A 23,916-nucleotide genomic window follows, 5' to 3' on the forward strand; every position below is an offset into this window, starting at 1 on the left:
GGGGTGATATCCCTGCTGTCAAGATCCCTGCACTCTTGCGGACAGCTCGGTTCCTGGCTTGTCCCGACGTATTCCTCGAGCGCAACTGGGGGGCGGTATGGATGGAGACATGCTCAGGGCGCACATCATGGGCTTCGCGTCCAGCAGACCCAACCTGTGCGACCAGCGGCTCACCTACTGCCGGCAGCAAGTTCGGGCCTGTCAGCGGGATCGCAGGCGTGGCCGCCTCACCAAAGGAATGCTCATGGGCTTGCCTCGAATGACTGCTCGATCAGCCCCCCGCAAGCGCAGCTCACGGGAAGCTGGGTTAGCGACCGTTGGCGGCGATCCTGAGCAATGACCCCCTTACGGCACTCGCGGGTTCCGGGCGTGGCGCTTAGGCTCAGGGACCGCATCGACCCCGGGGCGGACTACGGGTTGAGCGACCACCCCGACTGGCGCACGGTTACGTGGAGCCGGATGATCAAGGAGATGGAGGTCGACGGCTGCATGATACGCTATGTCGATCTCGGGTCGGGCTCTGATCCGCCGATCGTGTTCATCCACGGCCTCGCGGGCTGCTGGCAGCATTGGCTCGAGAACATCGCGGTGGCCGCGCGGCACCGGCGTGTGATCGCGCTCGACCTACCTGGCTTCGGAGCCTCGGCATCCCTCGCTCATGGCTGCTCGATCGAGGCCTTCGCCCGCGCCATCGAGACGTTCTGCGAGCGTCTCGACACGGGGCCGGTTGCGCTGGTGGGAAACTCGATGGGCGGTCAGATCGCCGCCCAGCTTGCGATCTCAGTGCGGTCTCGGGTCGAGCGTTTGGTGCTCGTCGACGCCGCCGGCTTCAGCACCTGCGAGCTTCCCCGGTCCCGGTACCGGCTGCTCGTGAGGACGCTCGCCGCGGTCGGCACGACAGCCCCGCTGGGGCATCGCGGCCTGGCACGCCGGCCGCGGGCGCGGAGTCTCGCGTTCGGTGCGATCTGGCGCCATCCCGCCCTCCTAAGGGTCGACCTGCTGAGCGAGATCTCCGACGGGACGGGAGCGCCCTGGTTCACGACAGCGATGGATGCGATCATCGTTCACGACTTCCGCCATGAACTGCGGACCATAGCCGCCCCAACGCTCATCGTGCACGGACGACAGGACAGGCTCGTTCCAGTGCGCGACGCCTACGAGTTCGCCCGGGTCATTCCCGCGAGCCGCGTGGTCGTTTTCGAGGACACTGGCCACATGCCGATGCTCGAGCGGCCCGCGCGCTTCAACACGACGTTGCTCGAGTTCCTCGGCGCTCGTCACGGTGAAGATCCGCCCCCACCCGCCCCCGACCAACGGCCGGATCGAGAGCAGACGAATTGAGCGCGACTCGCAGCGCTCTCACTTCGCATTGCGCGGGTCGACAGCGTTACTGCGACCCTGGAAGGGACTCGTCGGCCGGCCGGTGAGCGGCCCCGCCGGTGGCACTTGGTTCGGGGGACGTAGAACGGCCTCCGGTGCGCCGCGCGGCCGCGGAGCACGATCCGTCACGTTGCTACGCGGTTGCGCACGGCGTTTGGCGCGCAATGCGGAGCGACTCGGCCGGGGTTTCAGGTGCTGACGCGCGGCGCGAGACCCGCCTGGAGAAACTCGGCGAGTTCGCGGATCCGCTCGGCGTCTGCTGCCTTTCCCGAAAGCCGCTCTTCAGCGGCGATCATCAGGCACGCACCGATCGCGAGTTGCACCAGCAGTCGCGCCGAGAAGTCGGCGTGCTCCCATTCCTCGTCGTGTGCCTCGATCGCCGCGGCGAAGCGTTCGATCGCGGGCTCGATCTGTGACGTGTAGAACGGCTCCGCGTACCCGCCCCCGCCGTAGAGCATCACGCCCAGAAGCGGCGCGAGATCCTTGGCCGCCTCAAGCACTGCGACGAGCAGGTCGGTCACGTAGGCGTCGCGGTCTCCGGACAGGGCCTCGCCGGCTCGACTTTCGAAGCTGAGGAGGAGCTCGACGTGCCTGTGCAGGGGCTCGACGATCGCCGCGTCAAACAGTGCCTCCTTGGACTCGAAGTGCCGATATAGCAAGGCGTCGTTGACACCGGCGGCCTTGCTGATGTCGCTCACGCGGGTGCCAGAGAAGCCGCCCTCCGCGAATGCCCTGCGTGCGGCGGCAATTAGCTGGTCACGACGCTCGGACGCTGGAAGTCTGCGCCGGGCTTGACCGCGGTCGGACGTGTGGCCTTGATCTCGCATGGTCTTTTCCGGTGCCGCACGCGACACACGACGCCAAGGGCGAGTGTATCCGTGGCGGGAAGGCACCGGTTCCCGCTGGATGGAGCCGGGGGCTGGGACGCCGCCAGCGAGCCGACCAGTGCTGTGCGTTGTGGCTCGCTTCGGGCGGATCTGGATCAGTCGTCGGCGACCATGATGGTGTCCGCCCCGTGGTCTCCTCGGCGCTCGCGTTCCATCGCGATCGCAATCGCCTGTGCCGTGCTGCGTGTCCCGATGCGCTCGACGATTGGTATGAAAACACCCGGTGCGACCAGCGCCGGGAGAATCCAGCGAGGCGCATACACACGTTTGCGGCGTCGCATGACGCCTTCCGCGATTGCTTCCCCGGCTCGCGCCACGGGAATCGGACGATCGAGGAACGACGGCATCGCCGCGCGCATGGCCTCTGTTGCGGGGTCGGCACTTGAACGTCGAACCAGGTCGGTGTCGATGAGGCCGAAGTAGGCGCAGCCGACGTCGACGCCGAGCGAGCGCACCTCCGCCCGCAACGCGTGCGCAAAACCGTTGACGCCATGCTTGGCCGCGGTGTAGTTCGCGCTCAACGGAATCGGCACCGCTGCTGCGAGCGAGGCGACGGGCAAGACGTAGCCGCGGCGCTCGATGACATGCGGAAGCGTGGCTTGAACTGTGCGCACAACTCCGAGCAGGTCGATCTCCAAGACACGCTCCCACCTCTCCGGAGGAGTGCCCGCCACTGAGCCGATGGCGTTGACCCCTGCGTTCGCGACGACGACATCGATGCCGCCGAACTGCTCAATGCCGACAGCGACGGCGTGTCTGAGAGCCTCGCGCGACGTTACATCGCACTCGACCCCGAGTGCGCCTGAGCCGAGTTCCTCCGATATTCGGGCGAGCCGGTTCGGCTCAAGGCCAGCCAGCACCACGTTCATACCGAGGGCATGCAGGCGCCGAGCAGCATTCTCACCGATCCCGCGAGCCGCGCCGGTCACGAGGACGGTCCGTCCCGCGACGTTCCAGGGCGTGTCAGGCATGCTCGCGACGCCGCCCGGCGAAGGTGACCATCGTGCCGTTGCGGGGGGTTACCAAAACGATCCGATTGTGTGGTTTCTCGAGGTCAGGTGTGGCTGCGGTCAGCTCGGTGGAGAGGACGACGTGCTTGATGACCTCACGCATCTCCATTGGCGCGAAGTTCGCGCCGATGCACCGGCGCACGCCGCCGCCGAAGGGGATCCATTCATAGGTCGCCGGGCGTTGCCCGAGGAACCGCTCGGGCTTGAATGCAGCGGGGTCTTCGTAGAGATCCGGTCGACGGTTGACGACCCAGATGGAAGCGAGCACGGTCGTACCCGCTTCGATCTCGAAGCCGTCGAAGGTCTGAGGCGCCGTGAGGATGCGCTGCGAGGTCACGACCACGGGCCGGACGCGGAGGGCCTCGGTGACAACGGCGTCGAGATAGCCGGTCTCGCCGGCGGCGAGCTCGTCGCGCAGACGATGCAAGATCGCCGGGTGATGCAAGAGAAGGTCGAAGGTCCAGGCAAGGGATGAGCCAGTCGTCTCGTGCCCGGCGAGCAACATGGTGATGAGCTCGTCGCGCAGTTCCTCGTCGGTCAGCCCATCGCCGTCGGCGTCGCGGGCGTCGATCAGCATCGAGAGGATGTCCGCCTGCCCTGTCGGGGCATCTGGACGGCGTCGCCTGGCGATCTCGTCGTAGAGGATCGCATCGACCCGCGCCTTGGCGTCCTGCAGCGTCGACCATGAGCGGATCGGGCCAAAATCCCGCCGCAAGGCCGGAAAGACGAGCGCCAGGACCACCGGCAGGTTGTCGTCGATGATTCTGATCAACTGGCGCCGCAGTTCCTCGTAGCGGCTGCCGTGCTCCACTCCGAACACCGCGCGGAGGATCACCTCCAGCGTGATGTTCGCCATGTGCGGGCGCAGAGCGAACGGCTGATCGGCCGGCCACTGTCGTATCGAGCGCTCGGTGGCGTCCCTCACGATGTCCGTGTAGGCAAGCATGCGCTGCCCATGGAAATGCGGGAGCAGCAGCTTGCGGTGCCGCAGATGCTCTGGCTGATCGAGCACGAGCAGGGAACTGGGGCCGGCGATCGGGACCAGCGGCCGCTTTGCGACCTCGCCGAGCCGAACGTCCTTCGGGCTGGCTTTGAACAGCTGCTCGACGTAGCGCGGGTCGGATACGACTACGTGTCGACCGGTGCCGAAACCCTTGATGCTCGCGCGGAAGACATCGCCGTAGCGCTGCCAGTTCCGTTCGAGGAACAGGTCTGGCCGAGTTAGGAACTGCGCCGTCTGAACCCACGACGGCGTTCGAAGCTTGGGTACGGATAGCTGCTCGCTAAGCGACGCAAACGACGCGTTCGGTGTCGTCGGACCGGTGGTGGAAGCCACGATGCTGCTCCTCTGGACGCTGAAGTAAAGTTTGACTTACAATCGTATCCGATCTTGACCGGGGTTTCATCAACGAGAAGAGGGAGGTGTCCGGAAATGCGATTCGAGAGCGCATCGGCCAACCGCGACAACACTCAGACTGCGAGCCCCGCCGTGGCTGCGCAGCTGTCAACGAAGGTCGTTCGGGCAGGCACGGCTACTCCGGGCGAGTCCCGCGACGCTGAGGAGCGGCTCGCGGCGCGGCTGGCCTTGCCCGAAGGGGCGGGCGCGCCGCGTGAGCCCGACGACGCGGCAGAGGTCCGCGAGGTCGAGGCAGTGATCCTCGGCGGCGGGATATGCGGGGTTGGTGCCGCGGTCGCGCTCAAGCGCGAGGGCGTCGACGACTTCCTCGTCCTCGAGCGCGCCGAGCACCTCGGCGGCTGCTGGCACCACAACACCTATCCCGGGTGCGCGGTCGACATCCCTTCGCACCTCTACTCGTTCTCGTTCGCACTCAACCCGGATTGGTCGCGCATCTTCGCCGAGCAGCCGGAACTCGAACGGTACGTAAACCGGATCGCGGATGACTTCGACATCCGCTCGCACGTGCGCTTTGGCACTGAGGTGCTCGACGCTCGCTGGGAGGAGCGCGATCAGCACTGGGAGTTGCAGACCAACCGCGGCCGCCTGATCTCGCGGGTGTTCATCGTTGCCGCCGGCCCGCTGCACGAGCCGGTGATCCCCGACCTACCGGGTCTGTCGACCTTCCGCGGCGAGATGTTCCACTCCTCGAACTGGCCTGCGGACTTCGAGCTGTCGGGGCGGCGCGTGGCCGTGATCGGTACCGGAGCCTCGGCGATTCAGTTCGTCCCCGCGATTCAGCCGGAGGTCGCGAAGCTGACGATCTTTCAGCGCACTCCTCCATGGGTGATGCCGAGGCTGGACTGGCGCACGACGCGCCTCGAGCGTTGGGCACTGCGCCAGATGCCGTTCCTCATGCACGTCGAGCGGTGGGCGCAGTGGGCGCCACTTGACTTACTGGTCGGGGTCGTCGTCCGACATCCCCGCCTCGCACGCCTCGCCCACCCGGTCGGTCGCTGGCACATCCGTCGCGCGATCAAGGATCCGATCTTGCGGCACAAGGTCACCCCGAACTACGTGATGGGATGCAAGCGGACGTTGTTAGCCAACAGCTACTACCCCGCGCTTGCGAGCCCCAACGTCGAGGTGATCACATCCCCGGCCGCCGAGGTCCGCGAGAACTCAATCGTTGCCGCCGACGGCGGCGAGCACGAGGTCGACACAATCATCTTTGGGACCGGCTTCCACGTGCTCACCGATCACCCGGTCGCCGCGCGGATCCGAGGCCGCCGCGGTGAGACGCTGGCCGAGTACTGGCATGGCAGCCCGCGCGGCTACTTGGGGACGGTGATCTCAGGCTTTCCGAACATGTTCATGATGTTCGGACCCAACATCGGCACTGCCTCAGGCTTCGTGATGGCCGAGGCCCAGCTCGACTACATCACCGGCGCGCTGCGGGCAATGCGCGAGCGAGACCTGGCGAGCATCGACGTGACCGAACAGGGCCAGCGAGACTTCACAGCGGAGGTGGATGAGGCGCTGCAGCACTCAGTCTTCCTCGCTGGTGGCTGCACGAGCTACTACATCGACCATGCAGGACGTGTTGCTCTCGCGTGGCCGTGGACCATGCGAGCAATGCGTCGGCGGCTCGCGTGCTTCAGCCTTGAGCCCTACAACGTGCGTGTGCGTGGACACGCCCCGACGGCAGAGCCTGCCGAAACATTTGTCTGAGCTGGAGCATGACGCATGCGGACAGGTAGGGGTCCGGACCGCGACATAAATGCACCGTCTGGTACGTTTCGGGATGTGAACGGCGACGCCCTTTCTCTCGTGGTGACGGGTGGGACCGGCCTGGCCGACATTGCCGAGTCCGCCCGTCTGGCCGAGCGGGCCGGGTTCGCGTCGGCGTGGGCGACGGAGTTCTACGACCGGTCGGCGACGGTCTCGCTCGCGGCGATGGCCGCGGCGACCTCTTCCTTGACGCTGGGGAGCGCGATCGCGTACGCGTTTGGGCGCACGCCGCTGGTGTGGGCCGCCGAGGCGCGGGATCTTGACGAGCTCACGGGCGGGCGGTTGATCATCGGGCTTGGCACGGGGACGCGGCGGATGCAGCGTGATTGGCACGGATTGGACGGCGAGCATCCGGCCAGTCGGGTGGAGGAGCTCGTGCCACTGATTCGGCGGCTTTTACGGTTGCACGAGGGGCCGGTGAGTCATGAGGGGCGCTTCTACCGGGTCGACGTGCGTCCGACGGCGCCGGTCGGCCCGCCGCCGCGGATCGATCTGCCGATTTATCTCGCGGGTGTCAACCCGCGGATGGTGCAGGCGGCGGGCACGGTCGGGGACGGGTTGATCGGCCATCCGCTGTTCACGCCGGAGTACGTCCGTGACGTGGTACGTCCGGCCTTGGAGCGTGGTGCCCAGATCGCGCGGCGCGACGCCCCGGTCCCGATCGCCGGTTACATCACGTGCAGCGTCGCCGAGGATCGCGATGCGGCGCGTCAGGCCGCACGCGCGGTCGTGGCGTTCAACAGCACGGTGAAGACCTACCGGATCGTTCACCGCCATCACGGATTCGAGTCCGAAGCGGAGCGGATCCGCGAGCGCTGGCTCGCTGGTGATTTCGGCGCCGCGGTCGAGGCGGTGAGCGACGAGATGCTCGACACGATCGCGTTGGCCGGGACCGCGGAGGAGGTGCGCGCGCGCTTTCAGGAGCGGTGGGCCGGCGTGTATGAGCGGCCGTTGCTGTGGCCGCCCGCGTTTTTGGGGATCGACGGCGTGCGGGCCGTGATCCGCGCGTTCGAGCGCTCGGGCCAGCGATGAGCGCCACCGAGTTCGGGGAGCGCTATGACGAGCGGATCGCAGCGCAGATGCTTCAGTTTGGGAGCACCCTCGGAGGGCTGCCCGCGTATCTCGGGATCGAGCTGGTCCGAATCGAGCCCGGAAGGCTGTGGGCGCGAGCGAACCTCGAACCGGAGTTGATCACGCCCTCGGGGAACGTGCATGGAGGCGCGCTTGCGGCGATCCTCGATCACGTCACCGGAGCGGTCGTGTATCCGCTGATGGCGCCCGGCTGCTGGGGAGCGACTACCGAGCTGAAGCTCAACTACGTCACGGCCGTCCAGGCCGGCGCAGTCGAGGCGCACGCGAGCGTGCTGGCGATGACCAAGCGCAGCGCCGTGGTGCGCGGCGAGCTCCACAGCGCTGAGCGGCTGGTGTGCGCGGCGCAGGGCACGATCACGATCGTGACGCCGCGCGCGTGACGCGGCGGCAATGACGTTGTCGAGTTCCAGGTCGCGCCGCCTGCGGCTCCGGCACCGGTGGCGAGAGCGCTGCGGCCGAGGTCTCCGGGAGTCGCGGGCCTGCGCCGCGACTCCCCGGCGACGCCTCGCGGGATCCGCAGCCGGCAGCGTTTCCTCGGTCGACGCGTGCGGCCGCCGGCGACGCGTCCCCTTTCCCGAGCGTCGCGCTTGCTGGGTGATCTCGTGTAGCTGCCAGTGGGCGTCCCGGAGGTCGTCGGTGTGCTTGAGCGGCCGCCCAAGCGGCGTCACGTGCCCGCTTGGCCGCGCTGCCTCCTGCTGTCTGGCCGTTGTCCGATGTCGGTGTAGGCCAGCATGCGCTGGCCATGGAAGTGCGGCAGCAGCAGCTTGCGGTGCCGTAGGTGCTCGGGCTGATCGAGCACGAGCAGGGAATTTGGGCCGGCGATCGGGACCAGCGGTCGTTTGGCGATCTCTCCCAGGCGCACGTCGTTCGGGCTTGCTTTGAACAGCTGCTCGACATGTCTCGGGTTCGATACGACGACGTTCGTGCCGGTGCCGAAGCCCCGGATGCGCGCACGGAAGATGTCTCCGTAGCGACGCCAGTTGCGCTCCAGAAACAGATCTGGGCGCGTGAGGAACTGCACTGTCTGCACCCACGACGGTGCTCGAACCTCGGGGAGGCATGACTGGTCGCTGGCTGATGACGACATCGCCGGCCTAGTCTCCGGGGGAGCGTCGTACGAGCGTGCCGGCAGCGAGCGCCCCGAGAAAGGCGATCGCCGCGCCGGCTACGAACACGCGACCAAGTCCGGTCGTGAATACCTTCTGCAGGCCCGGGAGGGGGTGGCTTCCGATGAGGGGAACGCGCGTGGCGTGGCCGGCTCGGTCGAGGGCCGTGTTGAACACCGCGCCGAGGGCGGCGACGCCGGAAGCGACGCCGACCTGGCGGAAGGTGGAGTTCATGCCCACTGCGGTCGCTGCTCGGTCCGGCGGCGCGACAGTCAGCGTGACGGCGGCGACGGTCGGGTTTGCGAGGCCGAATCCGAGGCCGCAGAGCACGAGGCCGGGAAGGATCACGGTCCACTGGTCGGTTGGCGCCAGCGTGGTCATCTGGAGCAGACCGGCGGTGCTGCTTGACAGCGCGAGCGCGAGAACGATCCGCGGGGAGATCCGGCTCGAGGAGCGGGCGGCCGCGACGAACGCGACGATCGTGACGGGGAGGAGTCGCAGGCCGGCGTGCAGGCCGTCGAGACGTTGGACCCGCTGGAACCAGGCGGTGAGGTACACGAACATGCCGAACAGCGACGCTGAGGTCGCGAACGCGGCGCACGCAGCGCCGGTGAACGTCCGGTTTCGCAACAGGCCGAGGTCGAACATGGGGGCCCGGCTCCGGGTCTCGATCGCCCAGAACAGACCGAGCGAGATGACCGCTAGGGCCGCTAGTCCGAGCGTGACCGGTGATGACCAGCCCCAGTCGGGTCCTTTGATCAGCGCGGTGACGAGCGCGGCGATCGCGACGGTGAAGGCGACCTGACCGGGGAGATCGAGACCGCGCGGATTAGGGTCGGTGCTCTCGCTCGCGTAGCGGATGGTGATGCCGATCGCAACGGCTATCACCGGGAGGTTGGCGTAGAAGATCCAGCGCCAGCTGCCGATCTCCAGGATCGCGCCGCCGACGAGCGGGCCGAGCGCGACGGCGGCACCGAACACGGCGCCGAACGCGCCGAGTGCCTTGGCCCGGTCTGTGCCGGTGTAGGCGGCGCCGAGCATCGCGAGGCCGGTCGAGAACAGCATCGCTGCGGCGATGCCCTGGAGCGCTCTGGCGGCGACGAGCAGGGTCGCGCTCGGCGCGGCGCCGCACAGTGCCGAGGCTGCGCCGAACCACGCCAGCCCCGCGAGGAACACACGGCGATGGCCGATGCGGTCAGCGAGGGCGCCGACGTTCAGCAGCAGCGCGGCCAGCGTCAGCGCGTATCCGTCGATGATCAGCTGCAACGAGCTCAGGCTGCCCCCGAGGTAGCCGGCGACGCTCGGGAGCGCCACGATCACCACGGTGACGTCGAGCATGAGCACGAGCTGCGCGAGGCAGACCGCCGCGAGGGTCCCCCACCGCCCACGTCCCACCCGCACCGCCGGGACATCTTCATGCATGTCGATTCCGGTCGCGCGGGTGGCGCTCATACCGGCGCTGCGGACGGGATCGGGACGTTTTGCCCGGCGGGTCCGAGCGGTCCTACGACCGTCCGTACCGCGGCCCAGAGTGCCGACGCGATGGCGGCCGCGATCATGCGGTGACGCGATGCATCTGGTCGCTGTAGATCCCGGCGAAGAGACCGCCGAACAACGCCACGCCGAGGGTGGTGCTGACTTCGCGAGCGGTGTGGTTGAGCGACGCGGCGACCAAGCCGACCGCGACACAGAGCACGGTCGGCGCGCGGGGCGAGCGATGCGCGCCGATCATGCGCGATCTCGTGCCTGGGCCGAACCGTGCATCGGTGGCCTCGGCGCCGTCCCCCACCGGCGCCATGCCTCCGGGATCGGCGCGCGTGTGCCCTTGAAATGAGCCAGATCCACGCGGACGAACACTGCCGTCGCCTCCGCCAGCAGCCGCCCGTCAGCCTCCAGCGTCGCGCCGAACATCAGCTTGCGCCCGTCGGCGCCGGTGTTCGACGCCCGCAAGACCAGCGGCTCGCCGAGCGGCACCGGCGACCGGAAGTCGACGTTTAGATTCGCTGTCACCGCCGGCGCCTCGAGCACCACCAGCATGCCGCCGAACAGATCGTCGAACACCGCCGCGACCACCCCGCCATGGGCCAGGCCGGGCGCGCCCTCGTGCCGAGCGTCGAGCGTCAGATTGGCGCGAATGCCTTCCCCGTCGACCCGCATCTGCAAGCCCAGTCCGGCGGGATTGTCCGGCCCGCACCCGAAGCAATTCGGGTGGTGCGGCGGCACCTCGCCCTCAGGGCCGACCCTCATCCGGCGTTCACCAGACCACCGTACCACAAGAAATGCTCCAACTGGTGCATTTCGTAAGGCCCGGCTGCGAGAGGCGCCGGCGCTGCAACACATGGCCGACTGGCGCTGGTCCCCTTCCGCCAGCCTTACCAGTCCCGAAGAAGATCCGGACTGTCAGCGCCGCGGAATGGCACCCAATCGCTCGCTGAACGCCTTAGCGGCGTCGTGGCCCTTGGCAAGTGTGGCGGCCACGCCGGGGTAGTGCTCGGCGTATGTCGCCAGGATCTCGCCGAGAGGGAGGTCTTGGCGGGTTCCGCGGTCTCGCACGTATTCCATGTGGCGGCGGCCGTCACCGGTGAATGCATGTAGCAGCGCGTGGCCCCGCCCGTCGAAGTCGAGCGGGGCGACGCCGAATCGCACACAGAGGTCCGTGTTGAAGGCGGGGCTCGCCTTCAGCCACGTGCCGTCGATCCACAACACACTGAAGCCGTGGTACACGAATAGGTCGGTCGTCATGGCTGCCGCCAGGCGCTCGGACTGAAGGTGGTTGCGCACGTCCGCGAACCCGAGCCGGGCCGGGATCCCGGCAGCGCGAGCCGCTGCGGTGAGCAGCACCGCCTTGGGCACGCAGTACGCCGAGCCGCGCGCGAGCACGGTGCTCGCGCGGTACTCGGTAGGGTCGGTCGCCAGCGAGTAGGGGTCGTAGCGGATCTCGTCGCGGACGGCCGCGAACAGCCGTTGCGCGCGCGTCCGATCGTCGTGCGCGCCGTCGATGACACGGGCGACGAACGCCCCGACCCGGTCATGGTCGCTGTCGATGAACGCGGTGGGGCTGCAGTCCGCCACGGCCGGGCGAGGGGTGACACTCACGCTGCCGTCACCAGCCGCGGATTGTGCAGGACCGCCTGGCCGACGCGATAGGTGGCGTCGGCGTGCCCGCCGGCGAGCCTGCGGGTCAACTGGGCCCGGCGGAAGACCAGTGGCGCGTCGTGCTCCCAGGTGGCGCCGATGCCGCCGTGCACGTTGATCATCGCGCGTGCAGCGAAGTCGAGCGCGTTGCCGGCCACGCTGCGCGCCGCGGATGCGGCGAGCGGGAACTCAGCAGGTCGTGAGTCGCGTGCCCAGCCTGCGTAGAACTGCAGTGCTCGAGCGTTCTCCAGTCGGCGGAGGACTTCGACGATCTCATGCTTGACGGCTTGGTAGGAGCCGATCGCCCGGCCGAAGGCATACCGGTCCTTGGCGTATGACACGCTGACGCCAAGCGCGGCTTCGACGGTGCCGACCGCCTCCGCGGCGATCAACGCCTGCACCAGGTACCACGCATCGGTTAGCTCCGCGGAGTCGACGTCGAGCAGTTCCGCAGGGACGTTGTCGAACGTCACATGGCCGACGGACCGCGAGGCGTCGTAGGCGGCGACTGGTTGCACTTGCATCGCGTCAACCACGGCGGCAACCGGGCTGCCCGTGGCGTCGGTAGCCGCGACGACGAGCAGGTCGGCATCAGGAGCATCGATGACGTATGCGGCCTGCCCGTCGAGACGCGGGTGCGCACCGGAGCGGATCACACGCGGCGCCGGTGCCGAGCGGCCGTGTCCGTCCTCGACCGTCCACGACTCGGCGCCTGAGACGGGGGGACGCGCCGGCACGAAGACCGGCCTGCGTTCACCGGTCGCGACGGCTTCGAGGCAGGGGTGTGCGGCGCGGTCGAGCAGCGCCGTCGCTGGCATGAGGCCGATGAACGGCACGCGGGCGAGGACAGCGCCGAGCCGTTCGGCCACCAGCAGAGCGTCGAAGGTGCCAAGTCCAGCGCCTCCGGCAGGCTCGGAGATGAGCAGGCCCGGCCACCCGGCCTTGACGGCGACCGGCCACAGATCCAGGATCGCCGCCGGGTCCTCCAGCGCGTCGCGAGCGGCGGCCAGCGTGGCAACGCGCCCGAGCGCATCGCGGGCGGCCTCGCGCAGGAACTCCTGCTCGTCGCTGAGGGCGAAGTTCATGCCGCCACCTCGGCGATCTGCCGCGTGCGCAGTTCGCGGAACGGCACGCCCTTGTCGACCCGAGGCTCGGCTGGGAGCCCGAGCACGCGCTCGCCGATCGTCGTGCGCAGGATCTGCTCGGTGCCTCCCGCGGACTTGAGCCCGGGCAAGAACGAGGTCATGTAGCCCCATTCCTCGTCGGTCAGGGCGCCGGGACCGAGGGTGTCGCACACCAGGTCGGCTGCTGCGATGAGCGCGTTGACAGTCGTGATCTTGGCCAGCCCAGCCTCGGGGCCGGGAATCTGACCGCGCGAAAGTGCCGTCAGCGACCGAAAGCCGCCGTAGCGCACTGCCAGCAACTCGGCGGTCAGCTCTCCGAGCCGGTGGCACACTCGCGGATCGTCGGCGCCGGCCGCCGCCAGCGCGGTTGCGACCCGATCGGGCCTGAAACCGATCGTCTCGGCTCCGGCGCCGATCATCATCCGCTCGAACATCAGCACCGTCAATGCCGCCTTCCAACCGCCGCGGACGCCGCCGACGACCATGTCGTCCGTAACCGTGACGTCGTCCAGGAACACCTCGTTGAACTCGGCCTCCCCCGAGATCTGGCGCAAGCCCCGTACCGTGATCCCGGGGGCGTCCATCGGGACGATGAACATCGTCAGGCCTTGGTGCTTGACCGCGTCGGGGTCGGTGCGGGCCAGGCACATGCCGAACGCGGCGAACTGAGCGCTGGTCGTCCACACCTTCTGGCCCGTGAGACGCCAGGACCCGTCGGCTTGCTCGACCGCCCGTGTCTGCACGCCTGCGAGGTCAGACCCCGCGGCCGGCTCTGAGAACAGCTGACACCACACCTCGTCGCCGTGGAGCATCGGGGCGAGATACCGTGCGCGCTGCTCATCGCTTCCGTGAGCGATGATGCACGGGCCCATCAGGCCGATGCCGATCACGTCGAGGTGTCCTGGTACTCCGGCGCGCGCCATCTCCTGGTTGATGATCACCTGGTCGACCGGACCGCGGCCGCGCCCGCCGTGCTCTTCCGGCCACGTAACGCCCACTAGGCCCGCCTCGGTCAGACTGCGCTGCCAGCTCCGGCGCACCTCGACGTATGCCGGGTCCTCGAAGTCGCCGCGCGCCGGCGGCGCGTCAGACTGATGCCGTGCCAGCCATTGGCGCACCTCGGTGCGCCATGCAGCCTGGTCCGGAGTGTCGTCAAGATCCATGAATCTGGTCCTCCTGTCGGGAGCGTCGAGCTTCGCATGAGCGGTCGTGCTTCGCTCAGGAGGGGAACGCGGTTTGAGGTCGGGATGCTCCCGTCCGATCCTGCGTTCGTCCGAACGATCGCCGCTCGACGATAACACACGAAATGATCCGGACGGTGCACTTTTTGCTGTCATCGGATGCGGCCCGCCGGACGTCGCGGGCCCGCGGCCGAAGCGGCTGACGGTCGCTGTCGACGCCGTGAGACGCAGAGTGGGTCGCTGCCAATTAAGCACCAGATGGTGCAAAAGTCGTGTTAGGGTGTTTGCATGCACATGACTGGTCGACGGGCGTTGCCCTTTCCCCATCACCTCGCCGGCCATTGCGGGTCGGGCGCGTTGTGTGACCTGCTCGAGTTCCATCACTTGGACTTCGGCGCTGGTGTATTGAGCGAGGGGATGGCGTTCGGGCTGGGCGCCGGGCTGGGGTTCCTCTACATGGAGATCCCCGGGTTCACTCCGCCCGTCTACGTTGTCGGGCGAACGGCGGACATGGAGCGTGACTTCGCCGAGCATCTGGGCATCGCCCTCGAGGTTCGAAGCACCGCCGATCCGGTGGAGGGCTGGGGGTGGGTGCGCGAGGAGATCGATGCCGGACGTCCGACGATGGTTTTGGCGGACATCGCCGAGCTCGAGTACCTGCGGGTCCGGATGACCAACACCCGCCACGTGATCGTGATCGTCGACTACGACGACGCCGACCAGGTCGCGTGGGTGGCCGACAACGACCGCGACGAGCTCCAGCGGTGCTCGCTGGCGTCGCTGGCGGCCGCACGCAACTCGCAGGGGTTCCCCGGCCCAAACGCGCACACGACGTTCATCTACGACTGGCCCGACGCCCTCGACGATCCGCGCGTTGCGGCGTCGGCGGCCGTGCGTCGCGCGGTGAGCAACATGCTCGGCGGGGGGGCGGCGCTGGCCGGAACGAGCGGCGCCACCGGCCTGGTCGGGATCGAGCGCTTCGCCGCGGCCTACAGGGACTGGCCGGTCATGTTCGGTGAGGCGCTGCCACAGGCGCTGATGGGCCTGGGGGTGTTCATCGTCAAGGCAGGCACGGGCGGTGCGATGTTCCGCTCGCTGCACGCACGGTTCCTGAACGACATGGCCGATCTGCTCGAAACGCGGCAGCTGCGGCGGGCCGCGGCGATCTACGACGAGCTGTCTGCGACCTGGGTCGCTCTCGCCGACGCTGCAGCCAGCCTCGATCATGCCGCGGGGCTCGACGCGGCGGCGGCGCTTGCCGGCCTGGAGCGCTCGGGGGTGGCGGCCATGCAGCAGTGGCTCGCTGAGGGCGCCGGCTCCGCCACGATGGCGCGCGGCTGAGTTCACCACTGATGGATCCCCGGGTCGCGATCATCGGCGCAGGGTTTTCCGGCATCGACATGGCGTGCGCGTTGCAGGAGGCCGGACTGCCGGACTTCACGGTGTATGAGAAGGCCGATGGCGTGGGCGGAACCTGGTGGCACAACCGCTACCCAGGCCTGACCTGCGACGTCCCAAGCCGCTTCTACCAGTACTCCTTCGACCTCAAGTCGGACTGGACGCATGTCTTCTCGCCCGGCCCTGAAATCCGCGGATACATCACCGACGTGGTCGCGCGTCGCGGCCTGGCGCCGCACATCCGGCTGCAGACCGAGGTCGCTGAGGCACGGTGGCAGGTGGGGCGCTGGCCGTTGCGTCTGGCCGACGACACGACCGACGCCGCCGATGTCCTGATCTGTGCGACCGGCGTGCTGCATCGCCCACTCGTGCCCGATATCACGGGTCTGGACACGTTCGCGGGCACGGCGTTCCACTCCTCGCAGTGGGAGGAGCGCGTGACGCTCGCCGGACGTCGGGTCGCCGTCGTGGGCACCGGCTCGACCGGCGTTCAGATCACGGGCGCGCTCGCTGGCGTGGCCGCGAAGGTCACGGTCTTTCAGAGAAGCCGCCACTGGGTCATGACCGCACCCAACCCGCGATATACGACGGTCGGCAAGATGGTCCTGCGTCACGTGCCAGGACTGAGCCGCGCTGCGTATCACGGCTACCGCGCCTCGATGTTCGACTTCCTCGCGCAGGCGCCGGTCCTGCCGGGGTTCAGGCGGCGCTTCTGGCAGGCACTCGTGCGAGCTGGCTATCGCATCCAGATCCGCGACGGTGCCCTGCGGGCGAGCGTCACCCCGGGGTACCCGCCTCTCTGTAAGCGGCTGATCGTGTCGCCCAACTGGTTCAAGGCCATCCAGCGCCCAGATGTCGAGATCGTCACCAGCAGGATTGACCGGATCGAGCCGCACGGCATCCGCGATCACACCGGTCGGTTGCACGAGGTCGACGTGATCGCGCTGGCGACCGGGTTCGACGCGCGGGCGTACATGCGCCCGATGCGGATCACGGCGCGAACGGGCTCACGCTCGAGCAGGCGTGGAACAGCGGGCCAAAGGCATACCGGACCGTTGCGGTGCCCGGATTTCCGAACCTCTTCACGCTGCAGGGCCCGCATAGCCCGGCGGGCAACTACTCGCTGATCTCGGTGTCGGAGACTCAGATCGCGTTCGTCATGCAGTGGATCAGCCGCATCTGCGCCGGCGATGTGGAGACGGTCGCGCCGACGCAGGAGGCGACCGACGCCTACTACCGGGCGCTGCGCGCCAAGGTGCCGGACACGGTCTGGGCGGAGGGCTGCCGCTCCTGGTACCACGGTCCCGACGGAGAGGTCGAGCTGTGGCCGTGGACCGCCAGACATTTCCGGGAGATGCTCGCCACACCGGTCGCCGAGCACTTCGAGATCACCCAGCCCGAACGACGATCGGCGTCGGCCACGACCGTGGCCGGCTGACCACCCAACAAGGAGCACGATGGCACGCACCACCCACCACATCGCCGGCAAGGTGATCGCGATCACCGGCGCGGGGCGCGGTATCGGCAAGGCGACCGCCCGCGCGTTGACGCAACAGGGCGCGAAGGTCGCGATCGGCGACATCGATCTGGATACCGCGCAGGCGACGGCGCAGGAGCTCGGGCTGAGCGCACCAGCGGTGCGCCTGGATGTCACCGACCGGGCTTCGGTCGACGCGTTCCTCGATCAGGTCGAAGCGACGCTCGGCCCGATCGACGTGCTTATCAACAACGCCGGGATCATGCCGACCGTCCGGTTCCTCGACGAGGACGAGGCCAGCATCGACCGCCAGTTCGCGATCAACGTCCGCGGCGTGATGCATGGGATGCGCGCCGTGATCCCGCGGATGCTGAACCGCGGCGGCGGTCACGTGATCAACGTCGCGTCGACGGCCGGCAAGTTCGGCGTCCCGGGGGTAGCGACGTACTGCGCGACCAAGCACGCGGTCGTCGGCCTGTCGAACTCGGTGCGCGCGGAGTTGCGCGACACGCCGGTGGACTTGTCGGTCGTGATGCCGGTGATCGTCCGCACCGAGCTGACCGATGGCGTGCCAGACACCCGCGGGGTCAAGACGCTCCAGCCGCAGGACGTCGCCGCGTCGATCGTCGAAGCGATCCAGACGCGCCGCTACGAGGTGTGGTGCCCGCGGTCGGTTCACGCGATCTACCGCGCGACGACGCTGCTGCCGCTGCGGGCCAACGACCTGTTCGCGCAGGTCACGAAGGCCGAGGACGCGATGCTCGTTGCGATCGACAGCCCGGCCCGACAGGCGTATCTGACCCGCATCAACGAGCCCGCACAACTGCCGGCCAGCACCGCTGGGAGCGACTCATGACCACAACCGCCCCGCAGCCGCTGGAGACGATCGATCTCGGCGACCTCGAGCTCTGGAAGGACGGTCCGCCGCACGCCGTGTTCGAGCGCCTGCGGCGGGAGGCCCCCGTGCACTGGAGCCAGATGGCGACCTGGCCCGGGGAGCCCGGCTTCTGGTCGATCACCCGCGCCGAGGACATCCGTGGAGTCAGCCGCGACTGGCAGACGTTCTCCTCCGAGCGCGGCGGGATCCTCGCCGCCGACCATGCCGTGCCGCTCGAGGCGCAGAACGCGATGTTCATCGGCATGGACCCACCGCGGCACGATCGCATCAAGGCGCTGTTCCAGCGCGGCTTCACGCCCAAACGGATCGCCGAGCACGAAGCTGAGATTCGCGCGATCGCCTGCCGTGTGCTCGACCGAGTCGCCGATCGGGACGTCATCGACCTCGTCAACGATGTCGCCCAGCCGATCGTCGGTCGGGTCAGCGGGATGTTCCTGGGTACCCCTGAGGGGGAGGCTCCGGTCTGGGCGGACCTCGCCAACCGCGGGCTCGGGTTCGGCGATGACCAACTGCAGCCGGACAGTGAGGACACCGTGATGCAGATGATCGCCGAACTGCTGCAGCGCGTGATGGTGATCGCCGCCGAGCGGCGGGCCAACCCACCGACGACCTGACGAGCATTCTCGTGCACGCCGAGATCGACGGCGAACGCCTCGAGGACCACGAGATCGCGTTCGGCTTCGCGCTGCTCGTCGCCGCCGGCAACGACAGCACCAAGGCGACCTACTCCAACGGGATGTGGGCGCTGCTGCGCGAGCCCGGACAGCGCAACAGGCTCGTCGAGAACCCCGGCCTGATCGCCTCCGCAGTCGAGGAGTTCCTGCGCATGTACCCGGCGTTCGGCCATTTCCGCCGCACCGCGACCCGGGACGTCGAGTTGCACGGCAAGACGATCCGTGAGCGCGACAAGGTCATCCTCTCGTACCCGTCCTGCAACCGCGACGAGGCCGTCCACGCGTGCCCGCATCAGCTCGACGTGACGCGCAACCCCGAGCACCAGGCCTTTGGTTCCGGTGGCCGGCACTTCTGCCTCGGGACCGCTCTCGCGCGGCTGGAGCTGAAGGTGATGGTCGAGGAGACACTTGAGCGGTATCCCGGCATGGAGCTGGTCGGCGAGGTCGACGTCGTCCGCTCGCTGTTTCTCAACCAGCCGCGCGGGCTGCCGGTGCGACTGCGCCCCTGACGTGGCGTGGCCACATTGTCACGCGACCCGGCGGCCGCTACGCGCTGTCGCCGAGGCGGGATCGGTTGCGAGCATGAGCTCGTGCAGCGCGTCGCGGTAGCGCGCACGTCCGATGTGCACGACGTGACTGCCGGGAAACCATTCGATCCGCGGACGTCCCCAGTGCTCCCAGAGCAGCAGGCTCTGTTCAGGCGGGGCAAGCCGGTCACCGAGCCCAGCGACGACCAGGCGCCGCTCACGGGGCACCAACGGCGGATATGACAGCGGGCTCGTGATCCTGATCGCCTCGGCGAACGTCTCGGCGGAAAGGCCACCGGCAGCCCGCAGCGCGCCGAGAGCGTGGTTGGCCGGAAACCAGCTGCGCAGCACGAGCGGGAGGTCGATGACCGCTGAGTTGGGTGCGACGAAGTCGAGACGCCCGTCGACGGCGGCGGCGAGTGCCGTGACGTAGCCGCCGAGCGAGAGCCCGGTGAGGCCGATGCGCGGGACGCCCTGGGACTCGAGGTGAGCGAGGAAGACGCGCAGGTCGTAGACGGCGTGCAGCATCGCCTCGGTGAAGTGCGCCATTCCGTGCGCGAACAGCTCGATGCCGTTGATCGGCGTCAGATCCCCGCGTCGTGAGCCGTGGAACGGCAGCTTGTACATCAGCACGTCCCAGCCGGCGCAGAAGACATCGCGTAGGCCGAAGAATGCGACGTTGAACCATGCGGGCGACGCCCCGAACCCGTGGACGACGACGAGCGTCGGACGCGGACCGGAGGGGTGGCGCCAGTGCTGGGCGTACGCGACGGCGTTGTTGGCGTGCCGGGCGTAGGCGTCGCGCAACATCGGGTTCAGCGCGACGTACGGCGTGTCGAAGTCGAGCAGCTCAACTCGGCCGTCTGCGACGCCGGGCCCGCGGCCCGGCCGGGTGCGCACGGCGACCGGTGGCGGAGCTTTGAAGATCGCCTCGCGGTCGCATCCGGCCAGCTGCGCATACCAGCGCAGCCGGCGTCCGTCGCGGCGCGTGACGACCTCGCTGATCGTCGTCGCTGACGCAGCAGAGATCGCCGTTGCAAGCGCGGTGCGAAGGCCGTAGTCGATCGCGACCGACCCCTGCAGCAGGGCGGCCCCGAGCGGGCTTCGTGGCGCAGACGGCGGCAGGTCGTTCATCAGATGCGTCCGATCGGAGCACGATCGAGCAGCGCTTGGACCGGGCCGGGGATGAACGGTGCGGCGCGGTGCGCGATGCCGGCCTCCAGGCCGACGGGGACCACGGCCTGGTTCTTCTCGGTGGCTCGCACGATCGCCTTGGCGACCGCGTCGGGCGCATGCCCGAAGCGAAACTGGCGCTGTAGATGTGCTTGGCGGCCGGCGAGCGGACCGAGGAGGCGGGTGGCGGTTACGATCGGCGTGCTGATCACCCCCGGGCAGATGACGCTGACGCCGACGCCGCTCCCGGCCCAGTCGGCGCGCAGGCAGCGTGACAAGGCGAGCACGGCGGCCTTGGAGGCGCAGTAGGCAGCCATGTCGCGGTTCATCACGTAGGCCGCGGCCGAGGCGACGTTGACGACGTGGCCGTGGCGGCGCTGCACCATCGGGGCGCCGAAGGAGCGGCAGCCGTTGGCGACGCCGTCGAGGTTGACGCGCATCAGCCACTCCCAGTCTTCGGCGGTGGCGTCCAGGAACGGGCCACCCATCCCCACCCCGGCATTGTTGACGACGACGTCGATCGGCCCATGGTCACGTTCGATCGCCTCGGCGGCCGCCTGCAGCGCGTCGCTTTCGGCCACGTCGCACGTGAACGCGACCGCTTCGCCGGCGCACGCGGCGGCTGTGGCCCGCACACGCTCCCCGTCGATGTCGATGCAGATCACCTGCGCACCCGACCGTGAGAATCGCAGGGCCGTCGCCTCGCCGATGCCGCTGCCCGCGCCGGTCACCACAATCCGGGCGCCCGCTGCTTTGACCCCGCTCATGCTGCCGCGAACCGGTAGTCGTCGAGATCGAAGCGCCGGCTGCGCCAGTCGACCTCGAGCGAGGGTGAGGGCCGGAACGGCACGTCGCCATGCGCGTCGAAGTAGTAGCTGTTGGCCCGCGCGCAGCTGTCCTGGAAGAAGATCTGCCGGCCCCGGCGGGCGAGCATATCCCGGAAGAAGCGGTCGTTGGCCTCCTCGGTGACCTCGACGATCGCGGCGTCGCGACGGCGGGCAGCGGTCAGGCAGCGGACGATGTGCCGGGACTGCGTCTCGATCAGGTTGAAGTACGAGGCGCCGTTGTAGGCGTAGGGTCCGAGCATGGTGAAGAGATTCGGAAAGCCGGGCACGCTCGCGCCTTCGTAGGCCTGGAAGCGGTTCTGTGACCAGAACGTCTCCAGATCGAGCCCATCGCGGCCGGTCACCGTGAACGGCGGCATGTTGCCTCGCTCGAAGACCTTGAAGCCCGTCGCGAGAATCAGCACGTCAAGGGCGTGCCGGTTGCCCTGTACGCTCACGCCACGCTTGGTGATGCGCGTGATCGGGGCGGTCTCCAGGGCGACGTTGTCGCGGTTGAAAGTCTGCAGGTAGGAGTTGTGGAAACTCGGCCGCTTGCAGCCGAGGGCGTACTGTGGCGTGAGCTTGTCGCGCACGTCGGGGTCACGGACCTCCCGCTCGAGGTACCAGCGGCCGAGCCGCTCGGCCGCCCGCCCGAGCGGGATCACGCCGCCGAAGTGCGCGGGCAGCGGAAAGGTCGCCTCGACGAATGCCTGGCTGGCCAGCCGCACGCCGAGATCACCGAACGGGAGGAGTTGCATCGTGGCCCGTAGCGGCCCGGGTAGGGCGGCGTCGGGCTTTGGAAGGCACCAGATCGGGGTGCGCTGGAACACAGTCAGTCGCGCGACCTCGGGCGCGATCGCGGGGATGACCTGGACGGCGGATGCTCCCGTGCCGATGATCCCGACCCGCTTGCCGCGCAGATCGGCGGCCTGGTCCCAGCGCGCGGTGTGGATCGTCGTGCCCGCGAACGCCTCGACGCCGGGGATGTCGGGCAGCTTGGGCTGTGTCAGCACGCCGGTCGCGGCGATCAGAAAGCGAGCGGTAGTCTCGGCGCCGTCGTCGGTCAGGACCCGCCACCGCTGCGCCCGCTCCTCGAAGGTCGCGGCCGTGACCCGCCGGCCGAAGCGCACGTGCCGGCGCACGTCGTACTTGTCGGCGCAGTGGCGCGCGTAATCCGCGAGCTCCGCGCCCGGCGCGTATACCCGCGACCAGTCGGTCCGGCGCTCGAACGAGAACTGGTAGCTGAACGATGGGATGTCGACCGCAACGCCGGGGTAGCGGTTCCAGTACCAGGTGCCGCCGACGTCGTGGCCTTCCTCGAGCAGCACGTGGTCGTCGAAGCCGGCGCGCTGCAGCGCGATCGACACGCCGATCCCGGAGAATCCGGCGCCGACGACGAGGACGTCGTGGTCAGGTGTCGTCGGCATCATGCGGCCACCGGCGCGAGGTAATCGAAACGGCTCGCGAAGAACGCGGCCTCTTGGCGACCGAGCTCGGTCGGCGGCGGCTCGTCGAGGAGCCATTCGCGGACGATGTCGAGCCACACGTTGCTCGATCCGAGCGACGCGAGCGCGCCGATCAGCAAGAACACGGAGCGCACCAGCACGAAATGCTCGGCCGGGAGCACGAGGTCGTCGAAGCCCTCGCGCCGCATCCGGGTGTAGCGCGCCATCATGTCCGCGGTCTTGGACGGGTCCGCCGCGAGTCGCTCTTCGGACAGCAGCCAGCCGAAGATCGCCGAATAATTCTCGAAGAACGGCTCGGCGAGCGCTGGGTCGGGCGGAAGCGCCCCAAGCTCGCTCACGACCGCCAGGAGCTGTTGCGGATCGCCGTGGTAGGTCGCCTGCGTCGAGGCGATCAGCTGGCGCACTGACCGGTCGTCGAGGTGCTTGGTGAAGCCGAAGTCCACGAACGCGACGCGGCCGTCCGGGTAGAAGAGGCAGTTGCCCGGATGTGGGTCGCCGTTGAGGAGACGGTGGCGCAGCGGACCGTTGAGGTAGAAGCGGACGATCGTCTCGCCGGCGCGATCGCGCTGCTCCGGGGTCAGCGTCTCGCGCGCCTGGGCGAATCGCATCGCGTCCAGGTACTCCGATACCAGCACGCGCTCGCGACACAGCGACGTGATCACGTCGGGCACGACGATGAATGGGTGTCCGCGGTAGATGCGCGCCATCTCACGATGGTTGGCCGCCTCGAGCTCGTAGTCGAGCTCCTCGCCGATGCGTTCGCGGACCTCGTCGGCGATCGCGCCGGTGTCGATGCCCGGAGCGATCGCCGTCAGCAGCTTCAGACCGAGCTTGAGATTGCGCAGATCGGCATGGACCGCCTCGGCGATCCCGGGGTACTGCACCTTGATCGCGACCTCGCGCCCGTCGTGGAGGCGGCCGCGATGAACCTGCCCGATCGATGCTGCCGCGAGCGGCCGCTGGTCGACGTGCGCGAACAGCTCAGCGATCGGCGCGTCGAGGTCCTGCTCGATGACCCTACGGATCGCCGAGAACGCCACCGGCTTGGCGTCTTGCTGCAACGTGGCGAGGATCTCCTGGAACTCCGGACGTACCTCCGCGGGCACCAGGCCCAGGTCGACGGCGCTGAGCGTCTGCCCGACCTTCATCGCCGCGCCGCGCATCCCGCTGAAGACCTTCACCAGCGCCTTGGCCGACTTCAGCTGCTGCCGCGTCAACGCCTCATTGCCATCGGGGGCCGCGCTGCTGATCATCCGCCCGGTGATCTCTCGCCCCGCCACGGCGGCGGCGGCCCCGGTCATCCGCATCGCCCGTCCGACGCGCGACGCGCTCACTCTCTCGTCGGTCATCTCGCTCCTGGTGATCCTGATTCGCCGA

General features: G+C 68.6%; 24 protein-coding genes. 10 read left to right on the top strand and 14 right to left on the bottom strand.

All coding sequences use genetic code 11. The annotated features are described in order from the left end of the window. The first annotated feature begins 369 nt into the window (after nt 1-369). Nucleotides 370-1,341 (top strand): alpha/beta fold hydrolase, encoded by a 972-nt coding sequence (locus M3M55_RS02350; protein ID WP_249011219.1) that lies wholly within the window; start codon nt 370-372, stop codon nt 1,339-1,341. A gap of 227 nt (nt 1,342-1,568) precedes the next feature. Here M3M55_RS02350 and M3M55_RS02355 read toward each other — a convergent pair whose 3' ends face one another. The 3 genes from M3M55_RS02355 to M3M55_RS02365 form a co-directional block, all read right to left on the bottom strand. Then, nucleotides 1,569-2,207 (bottom strand): TetR/AcrR family transcriptional regulator, encoded by a 639-nt coding sequence (locus M3M55_RS02355; RefSeq protein WP_256469033.1) that lies wholly within the window; start codon nt 2,205-2,207, stop codon nt 1,569-1,571. Nucleotides 2,208-2,362: 155 nt separating this feature from the next. Then, nucleotides 2,363-3,238, bottom strand: a complete 876-nt coding sequence (locus M3M55_RS02360; protein ID WP_249011221.1) for a short-chain dehydrogenase/reductase — start codon at nt 3,236-3,238, stop codon at nt 2,363-2,365. Continuing rightward, the gene (locus M3M55_RS02365; protein WP_249011222.1) at nt 3,231-4,613 is read right to left on the bottom strand and encodes a cytochrome P450; all 1,383 of its coding nucleotides are present in this window, start codon (nt 4,611-4,613) and stop codon (nt 3,231-3,233) included. The genes M3M55_RS02360 and M3M55_RS02365 overlap by 8 nt, the downstream gene beginning before the upstream one ends. Before the next feature lie 153 nt (nt 4,614-4,766). On the opposite strand from M3M55_RS02365, the gene M3M55_RS02370 reads away from it, so the two are divergent. The 3 genes from M3M55_RS02370 to M3M55_RS02380 are packed head-to-tail and all read left to right on the top strand — an operon-like array spanning nt 4,767 to nt 7,936. Then, a complete protein-coding gene (locus tag M3M55_RS02370) occupies nt 4,767-6,404 on the top strand; it encodes an NAD(P)/FAD-dependent oxidoreductase (RefSeq protein ID WP_249011223.1) in 1,638 nt (545 codons plus the stop codon). 15 nt (nt 6,405-6,419) lie between these two features. Then, a complete protein-coding gene (locus tag M3M55_RS02375) occupies nt 6,420-7,496 on the top strand; it encodes an LLM class flavin-dependent oxidoreductase (RefSeq protein ID WP_249011224.1) in 1,077 nt (358 codons plus the stop codon). After that, entirely contained in the window at nt 7,493-7,936 is a 444-nt protein-coding gene (locus M3M55_RS02380; protein ID WP_249011225.1) for a PaaI family thioesterase, read from the top strand. Before M3M55_RS02375 ends, M3M55_RS02380 begins: the two co-directional genes overlap by 4 nt. A gap of 284 nt (nt 7,937-8,220) precedes the next feature. Here M3M55_RS02380 and M3M55_RS02385 read toward each other — a convergent pair whose 3' ends face one another. The 7 genes from M3M55_RS02385 to M3M55_RS02415 all read right to left on the bottom strand — a co-directional run bounded on the left by M3M55_RS02385 (nt 8,221) and on the right by M3M55_RS02415 (nt 14,084). Continuing rightward, the gene (locus M3M55_RS02385; protein ID WP_249011226.1) at nt 8,221-8,577 is read right to left on the bottom strand and encodes a cytochrome P450; all 357 of its coding nucleotides are present in this window, start codon (nt 8,575-8,577) and stop codon (nt 8,221-8,223) included. A 73-nt stretch (nt 8,578-8,650) separates the two neighbouring features. After that, nucleotides 8,651-10,114: an MFS transporter gene (locus M3M55_RS02390; protein WP_249011227.1), complete on the bottom strand. Its 1,464-nt coding sequence runs from the start codon at nt 10,112-10,114 to the stop codon at nt 8,651-8,653. A gap of 103 nt (nt 10,115-10,217) precedes the next feature. Next, nucleotides 10,218-10,394 carry a hypothetical protein gene (locus M3M55_RS02395; RefSeq protein WP_249011228.1) on the bottom strand — a complete coding sequence of 59 codons (177 nt, stop codon included), beginning with the start codon at nt 10,392-10,394 and terminating at the stop codon, nt 10,218-10,220. Beyond that, nucleotides 10,391-10,909 (bottom strand): PaaI family thioesterase, encoded by a 519-nt coding sequence (locus tag M3M55_RS02400; RefSeq protein WP_249011229.1) that lies wholly within the window; start codon nt 10,907-10,909, stop codon nt 10,391-10,393. Before M3M55_RS02400 ends, M3M55_RS02395 begins: the two co-directional genes overlap by 4 nt. Nucleotides 10,910-11,062: 153 nt before the next feature. Then, the gene (locus tag M3M55_RS02405) at nt 11,063-11,758 is read right to left on the bottom strand and encodes a transglutaminase-like domain-containing protein (RefSeq protein ID WP_249011230.1); all 696 of its coding nucleotides are present in this window, start codon (nt 11,756-11,758) and stop codon (nt 11,063-11,065) included. After that, complete coding sequence (locus tag M3M55_RS02410) at nt 11,755-12,882, bottom strand: acyl-CoA dehydrogenase family protein (RefSeq protein ID WP_249011231.1); 1,128 nt, start codon at nt 12,880-12,882, stop codon at nt 11,755-11,757. Before M3M55_RS02410 ends, M3M55_RS02405 begins: the two co-directional genes overlap by 4 nt. Next, nucleotides 12,879-14,084 (bottom strand): acyl-CoA dehydrogenase family protein, encoded by a 1,206-nt coding sequence (locus tag M3M55_RS02415; protein WP_249011232.1) that lies wholly within the window; start codon nt 14,082-14,084, stop codon nt 12,879-12,881. The genes M3M55_RS02410 and M3M55_RS02415 overlap by 4 nt, the downstream gene beginning before the upstream one ends. Before the next feature lie 330 nt (nt 14,085-14,414). On the opposite strand from M3M55_RS02415, the gene M3M55_RS02420 reads away from it, so the two are divergent. Genes M3M55_RS02420 through M3M55_RS02445 form a run of 6 tightly spaced genes read left to right on the top strand, consistent with a single transcriptional unit; the run spans nt 14,415 to nt 19,058 of the window. Further along, nucleotides 14,415-15,443 (top strand): BtrH N-terminal domain-containing protein, encoded by a 1,029-nt coding sequence (locus M3M55_RS02420; protein ID WP_249011233.1) that lies wholly within the window; start codon nt 14,415-14,417, stop codon nt 15,441-15,443. Between the two features lie 11 nt (nt 15,444-15,454). Next, nucleotides 15,455-16,627 (top strand): NAD(P)/FAD-dependent oxidoreductase, encoded by a 1,173-nt coding sequence (locus M3M55_RS02425; RefSeq protein WP_249011234.1) that lies wholly within the window; start codon nt 15,455-15,457, stop codon nt 16,625-16,627. A gap of 5 nt (nt 16,628-16,632) precedes the next feature. Next, complete coding sequence (locus tag M3M55_RS02430; RefSeq protein WP_249011235.1) at nt 16,633-16,938, top strand: hypothetical protein; 306 nt, start codon at nt 16,633-16,635, stop codon at nt 16,936-16,938. 19 nt (nt 16,939-16,957) lie between these two features. After that, nucleotides 16,958-17,833, top strand: a complete 876-nt coding sequence (locus M3M55_RS02435) for an SDR family oxidoreductase (RefSeq protein WP_249011236.1) — start codon at nt 16,958-16,960, stop codon at nt 17,831-17,833. Continuing rightward, complete coding sequence (locus M3M55_RS02440) at nt 17,830-18,489, top strand: hypothetical protein (protein WP_249011237.1); 660 nt, start codon at nt 17,830-17,832, stop codon at nt 18,487-18,489. Before M3M55_RS02435 ends, M3M55_RS02440 begins: the two co-directional genes overlap by 4 nt. An 11-nt stretch (nt 18,490-18,500) precedes the next feature. Next, the gene (locus M3M55_RS02445; protein WP_249011238.1) at nt 18,501-19,058 is read left to right on the top strand and encodes a cytochrome P450; all 558 of its coding nucleotides are present in this window, start codon (nt 18,501-18,503) and stop codon (nt 19,056-19,058) included. Between the two features lie 18 nt (nt 19,059-19,076). On the opposite strand, the gene M3M55_RS02450 is transcribed toward M3M55_RS02445, so the two are convergent. From M3M55_RS02450 to M3M55_RS02465, 4 genes are read right to left on the bottom strand one after another with little or no spacing between them, the layout of a single operon-like run. Further along, entirely contained in the window at nt 19,077-20,210 is a 1,134-nt protein-coding gene (locus tag M3M55_RS02450) for an alpha/beta hydrolase (protein ID WP_249011239.1), read from the bottom strand. After that, nucleotides 20,210-21,016 (bottom strand): SDR family NAD(P)-dependent oxidoreductase, encoded by an 807-nt coding sequence (locus tag M3M55_RS02455; protein ID WP_249011240.1) that lies wholly within the window; start codon nt 21,014-21,016, stop codon nt 20,210-20,212. The genes M3M55_RS02450 and M3M55_RS02455 overlap by 1 nt, the downstream gene beginning before the upstream one ends. Continuing rightward, complete coding sequence (locus M3M55_RS02460; RefSeq protein WP_256469066.1) at nt 21,013-22,500, bottom strand: NAD(P)/FAD-dependent oxidoreductase; 1,488 nt, start codon at nt 22,498-22,500, stop codon at nt 21,013-21,015. The genes M3M55_RS02455 and M3M55_RS02460 overlap by 4 nt, the downstream gene beginning before the upstream one ends. Next, complete coding sequence (locus tag M3M55_RS02465) at nt 22,500-23,888, bottom strand: AarF/ABC1/UbiB kinase family protein (RefSeq protein WP_249011242.1); 1,389 nt, start codon at nt 23,886-23,888, stop codon at nt 22,500-22,502. The genes M3M55_RS02460 and M3M55_RS02465 overlap by 1 nt, the downstream gene beginning before the upstream one ends. Between the last annotated feature and the right edge of the window lie 28 nt (nt 23,889-23,916).

It is taken from the genome of Conexibacter sp. DBS9H8, assembly GCF_023330685.1.
Taxonomy (GTDB): Bacteria; Actinomycetota; Thermoleophilia; order Solirubrobacterales; family Solirubrobacteraceae; genus Palsa-465.